We start from the raw sequence: 5,300 nt of genomic DNA on the forward strand, positions 1-5,300 counted from the left end.
TCCTGCGGTTATCGTAAACCTTTATCCTCTCTTTTGTTCTTTCTGATTAGTATATAAATATATTAAAAACAAACTTAAGGCGGTTTTGCAATAGTGCGGGATTTTCGCCAAGTTTAAAGATTTTAGAAATTTTGAAGTTTAGTTTATAATAGAAAGATTTTAGATATTAATCCGCACCATCGCAAATCCGCGAAACGTTACCTGCTATGTCACTAAAGTCGCGCAGATATGAAAAGTAGACACAAAATATTTTACGTTAGCGGAATGATTAGTTTAATTTTTATTCCCTTATTGTTTTGGTATTTTGCCACGCCAACATTAAAAAGAATGGAATTAACAGTTATCGATGTCTATCTTCCTTTCAAGGCGAAATCGAGCCAAAAAATTCCAGAAAACTCGCAGATACCCATGAAAGGCTGGAATTACAAACCAATAACAATCAAACCGAATTTTGGTGAGAAAGATGAATTCTATTTCAAATCATTGATTGAAAAGATGATGAATGAAAGTATCGCGAAAAGTGGGATAAAATTCCAATTCGGGAACGAAAATAGTTATGGTGACTTTGTGAAAATTCTCAATTTAATGGAGAAAACTAATCAAGAAATGTATGGTTTTGATATGGATAAGACCAACAGTTTGTATGTTTTATATAACAAACCAAATTCAAAAAATGATTATCCTTTTTACAACGATGATGCAGGAGAGAATTATGCTAATCAGACAGACTACAATTATAAACATTCTTCCTTTTGGCAAAAATTAATTAAGTTCTCACCAAAAGAAACTTATTATTTGATTTTCGGATATTTAATATTAATGTATTGGTCAATATTAAAACCCAAAATAAATTTCAATTTATAGAAGACACATCAGGTAACAAGGTATTTATACAAGCGGGTATGAAGTTTTCATCGAAGATTTTAGCGATTAATTAAGTTTATAGAAAGTATAAAGTTTTCGTATTTTTATCCCGCCTGCATAAATACCCAACCGTTGGGCGCCACTTTAAAAATAAAGAATTTATATGAAAAACTTGAAATTAATATTATTAACAGTTATTACTACACTGACCTTATTGAGTTGCGGAACATCTCATAATTATACAAATAGAACCTTAAATAAAAATTTCTTTGAAGGAAAAACCTTTTATTTCAAGTTAAACCCTAAAAGTCAAAATGAGATTAAATTCTCCGGACTCGTTGGAACAATTTTCGGAGGAATAGCGCAACCGAATGTTAAGGAAACCTTCAAACTATCCATTGAAGAACTTGCTTCCGAAACCAAATTAGATTTAAAATTTATTGAAAATAATGATGAATTTAATGGAAAACAACCGCTAATAATTGATACTGATATTTCAGAAATAAATTGGCATTTTGGTTTTTCTGTAGCAACATTAAAAACGGTATTGAATTTTAATAATATAGTTACTAATAAAGAAATCCAAGCAACTGGAATTCGCAAAAGTGGTGGTGGCGATGAAATGAATAATTTAAAAAAGTCGCTAAAGGACGCGACTTATAACTATTTAAAAGAATATCAAAACCCGTAAAAAAGCGATCGCCCAACAAAGTATTTCTATTAGCGGGGCGGAAGTTTATATCATTAAGATTTTCGCTAATTGTTCAATTTGTTATATTTACAAAGACTTGTATAAAAGCACCCGCCAACAGAAATACCCAACCGTTAGCAGAAAATTTTGAGAGAGGAATTATAAACTAAACTTATTCAAAAATGAGAAAGCAAATTATTGTAATATTATTATCTTTTGGACTATTTTTTATTAATAGTTGTAGTAGAAATGACGAGCCTTCAAGTGATGGACTTCCGTATTATCAATTTACACAAGATGAGAAAAATAAACTAATAAATGAGCCAAATGTTGGTGACGAAATAACTTATAAAAATCAAGATAATGAATTACTGAAATTTAAAATATATAATTCTAAGAAAGGAAAAACGACATATTCCACGGGAAATTTTGCAAGCAGTTATTCTTCACAACATTTTCATTATGATAGACAAGAAATTTCAATGTGGTACGCTGAAGGCTATGTATTCACAAGTTGTGAAATTACTATACAAAAATATCCAGTTGGCTCTAATTATCAAATAAGTCCAATAATTGAAGGAACTCCCAAGTTTTATGGATACTTCAAATTTCCGCTATGGAATGGTTACAGTGGAACAGACATATATAAAAATACAATTTCGATAGATTTTGATATTCCTACAACGAGTATGTCATTTAACGGGAAAACATACACAAAAGTTAGAATATTTGAGTCAAAGAGAACTGAAGTCTTAGATCCACTAGTTACTTTGCCATTTCGTCCAAAAAATGTAAATGTGATATACAATGACTATAATTTTGGTATTATCGGATTTGACGATGTAAACGGAAAATTATGGAGAGTACAATAAATCTTCTGCTAACACGGTATTTCTATTAGCGGGTTGGAAGTTTATATCATCAAGATTTTCACTAATTGTTCAATTCGTTATATTTACAAAGACTTGTTATAAAAAGTCCCCGCCAACAGAAATACCTAAACGTTACAGGCAATTCTATAAAACTTTACGCATAAAATGAGAGAACACAATAAAAGATGGCTAATTAGTAGAATGAAGACTTCAGGAAGTAAAAGAGAAAGAATTCTTAATCCTTCTTTTTCTGACACTCGACAAAAAGATGAAAATGAAAATTTTGACGATCTTCCTTCATTCGAAACTTTTGCAAAACAACCTGAATTTTATAATGGAAAAATAAACTACGGAATATTAGTGAGATTTCTTAGTGGACAAATAGGAAAAAATTGGGATGAAGTATATTCCGAAATAATACAAAGAATTCCTACAAAATTACTGGATTATAAGGAAATGACATTTTGGTTTGTTGCGGATAAAGTCGACTATTTAGACGGTAAAATGATAAATATGAAAACTCAAAAATTCATTTACACAGAAGAGACATTTCCTGAAATTAAAAATATTATCGGAATTGAATTTTTTAAATTTTACGTTGATCCTCAAACTAATATTCTCAAAAAAATTAATCAAAAAAGTTTTAAAAAGATAATTAAGTAAAATGAACTGCCTGTAACAAGATATTTCTATTAGCGGGGCGGAAGTTTATATCATAAAGATTTTCGTTAATTGTTCAATTTGTTATATTTACAAAGGCTTGTTATAAAAAGTCCCCGCCAACAGAAATACCCAACCGTTACCTGCGATTTTAAAAACATACCGTATAAAATATGAGTCAAATTTCAACACTTTATAGAATTTCCAAAATTAAATTTGAAAATTTAAAAAATTCTGAAAATAGAAATGAATTAAATCTTGAGAATAACTCTAAAGAATATTATGATTTTAATGGTTCTTTCCTTGGACTTGAATTTGTCTTAATAAAAATTAACCGCAATAAAATTTTATCAGAAATATTTAATTCTAATAGTGCTTTAGGACAAGTAGAATACGACGCTTTAGATTTTGAAAAACAATTTGAATTTTATGAAAGTGGAAGATTAATTCCCTATTTAAATCCTGATTTAATTAATAGAATTAATGAGATAATAACTGAAATTTTTGAAAAAGAGTTTGCTGAAAATTACAGCGCTGAAGAATTAAATACAAATGATATTTATCCAAATGTTTGGAATTATGGTAACTCGGAGGATAGCGCTTACAATTTAATACATTTAAGTGAGGACTTTAATGGATTGAAAAACATATTTAAGAACGCATTCGATGAAAACGATTACATACTAAATGTAACGGTGTAAAAAACCACAGGTAACATGGTATTTCTGCAGGCGGGGTTGAATATATAATTAAGAAGATTTCAGATATTTTCACTATTTTGGCAAGTAGAAAGGGTTTGCATTTTAAGCCCCGCCTGCAGAAATACCCAACCGTTAGCAGAAATTTTAAAAAAACACACTTAACAAATGAAAGTTATTATATTTTTTCTTGGAATTTCTACATTTTGCTTCTCGCAAAAAATAAGTTTTATTTACGAAACAAAGTATAAACTGAATTTAGAAAAACCAGATGAAGTTAATTCCGGTAACATGATTTTGGATTTAAAAAATAATGCTTCAATTTTTAGAGAGGCACAAGACAAAAAAACAGATTCAATAAAGTTGAATAATGGAAACGGAAGGTATAAAATGGGTGTTGAAAACCAATTCTATGTCAAAAAGAATCTACCCCAACAAAGAATAGAAAAAGTAATTACTTATTTGGGAACAGATTATCTTCTGCCAATTGAGGAAAAATTAAATTGGAAAATAACTTCCGAACAAAAAACTATTGGAAAATATAAATCTCAAAAAGCAGAAACAAATTATGGAGGAAGAAACTGGATTGCTTGGTTTACTACAGAATTACCTTTTGGAGATGGTCCATATATTTTCAGTGGTTTACCAGGGTTGATTATTTCTATTCAAGATTCAAAAAATGAATATTCATTTAATTTGATAGAAGTCAAAAAAGTCGGGAATATTTTTGACGCACGCACAAAAGCAATAAAAATTGATTGGAAAAAATACGATCTACTTGCAAAATCATATTTTAATGATCCATATGATATAAATGCTAAATTATTCATGGGTAAAACAGTTACATTTACCGACCCGAAAGGTAATACAATGGATATTTCAATAAAGAATAAAGAAATGCAAAATAATATTTTACAAGATAATAATCCAATTGAATTAAATCACAAAGTAAACTACAAATAAAAACTTCTGCTAACAAGGTATTTATACAAGCGTGTATGAAGTTTTCATCGAAGATTTTAGCGATTAATTAAGTTTTTAGCAAGTCTAAAGTTTTCGTATTTTTAGCCCGCCTGCATAAATACCCAACCGTTATGGTTAATATTTCGTGACCGCTATTTTCGCAATTTGTTTTTGAGTTTTAAAACTTGATTTCTATTTAAAATTCTTGAAAAAAACTGAATTGCACTTTTAAAAAAGGAAAATTATTATCGTACGGAAATTTAAAGGAATGGAAATTTACTGTGAATCAGGGAAAAACCCACGCTGCAAAACTCCTTCTTGAACTACGGAAACTGACTGGAAATTATTATTTCTATTTTAACTGAAACACGGAAATTACTACACTTTCTAAAAATTTATAAACTGACTAAAAATTGCAGTCTGACAAAGGACTTATTGGAGAAGAAATACTAACCATAACATATTCTATGACAAAAAGCAAGCAAAAATCTAAAAATTAAGCAGCAAATTTTTGCAGATTGACAAAGTTTGATTCCCGTTGGATCACCGCAA

6 protein-coding genes are annotated in these 5,300 nt (G+C 29.2%); all 6 read left to right on the top strand.

Translation table 11 applies throughout. The features are described from left to right. The first annotated feature begins 228 nt into the window (after nucleotides 1-228). The 6 genes from ACZ9HT_RS16820 to ACZ9HT_RS16845 all read left to right on the top strand — a co-directional run bounded on the left by ACZ9HT_RS16820 (nucleotide 229) and on the right by ACZ9HT_RS16845 (nucleotide 4,748). Nucleotides 229-864 (top strand): hypothetical protein, encoded by a 636-nt coding sequence (locus ACZ9HT_RS16820; RefSeq protein ID WP_476041653.1) that lies wholly within the window; start codon nucleotides 229-231, stop codon nucleotides 862-864. A 163-nt stretch (nucleotides 865-1,027) separates the two neighbouring features. Further along, nucleotides 1,028-1,555 (top strand): hypothetical protein, encoded by a 528-nt coding sequence (locus tag ACZ9HT_RS16825; protein WP_476041654.1) that lies wholly within the window; start codon nucleotides 1,028-1,030, stop codon nucleotides 1,553-1,555. Between the two features lie 182 nt (nucleotides 1,556-1,737). Then, the gene (locus tag ACZ9HT_RS16830; protein ID WP_476041655.1) at nucleotides 1,738-2,427 is read left to right on the top strand and encodes a hypothetical protein; all 690 of its coding nucleotides are present in this window, start codon (nucleotides 1,738-1,740) and stop codon (nucleotides 2,425-2,427) included. 165 nt (nucleotides 2,428-2,592) lie between these two features. Then, nucleotides 2,593-3,090 carry a hypothetical protein gene (locus ACZ9HT_RS16835; protein ID WP_476041656.1) on the top strand — a complete coding sequence of 166 codons (498 nt, stop codon included), beginning with the start codon at nucleotides 2,593-2,595 and terminating at the stop codon, nucleotides 3,088-3,090. 170 nt (nucleotides 3,091-3,260) lie between these two features. Beyond that, complete coding sequence (locus tag ACZ9HT_RS16840; RefSeq protein ID WP_476041657.1) at nucleotides 3,261-3,788, top strand: DUF1877 family protein; 528 nt, start codon at nucleotides 3,261-3,263, stop codon at nucleotides 3,786-3,788. 165 nt (nucleotides 3,789-3,953) lie between these two features. Then, entirely contained in the window at nucleotides 3,954-4,748 is a 795-nt protein-coding gene (locus tag ACZ9HT_RS16845) for a GLPGLI family protein (protein ID WP_476041658.1), read from the top strand. The last annotated feature ends 552 nt before the right edge of the window (nucleotides 4,749-5,300 follow it).

Source organism: Chryseobacterium sp. UYP7 (genome assembly GCF_056279225.1).

Excerpts from the sequence above, each read along its gene's own strand:
- ACZ9HT_RS16820 (WP_476041653.1), top strand. The coding sequence starts at position 229 with ATGAAAAGTAGACACAAAATATTTTACGTTAGCGGAATGATTAGTTTA.
- ACZ9HT_RS16825 (WP_476041654.1), top strand. The coding sequence starts at position 1,028 with ATGAAAAACTTGAAATTAATATTATTAACAGTTATTACTACACTGACC.
- ACZ9HT_RS16830 (WP_476041655.1), top strand. The coding sequence starts at position 1,738 with ATGAGAAAGCAAATTATTGTAATATTATTATCTTTTGGACTATTTTTT.
- ACZ9HT_RS16835 (WP_476041656.1), top strand. The coding sequence starts at position 2,593 with ATGAGAGAACACAATAAAAGATGGCTAATTAGTAGAATGAAGACTTCA.
- ACZ9HT_RS16840 (WP_476041657.1), top strand. The coding sequence starts at position 3,261 with ATGAGTCAAATTTCAACACTTTATAGAATTTCCAAAATTAAATTTGAA.
- ACZ9HT_RS16845 (WP_476041658.1), top strand. The coding sequence starts at position 3,954 with ATGAAAGTTATTATATTTTTTCTTGGAATTTCTACATTTTGCTTCTCG.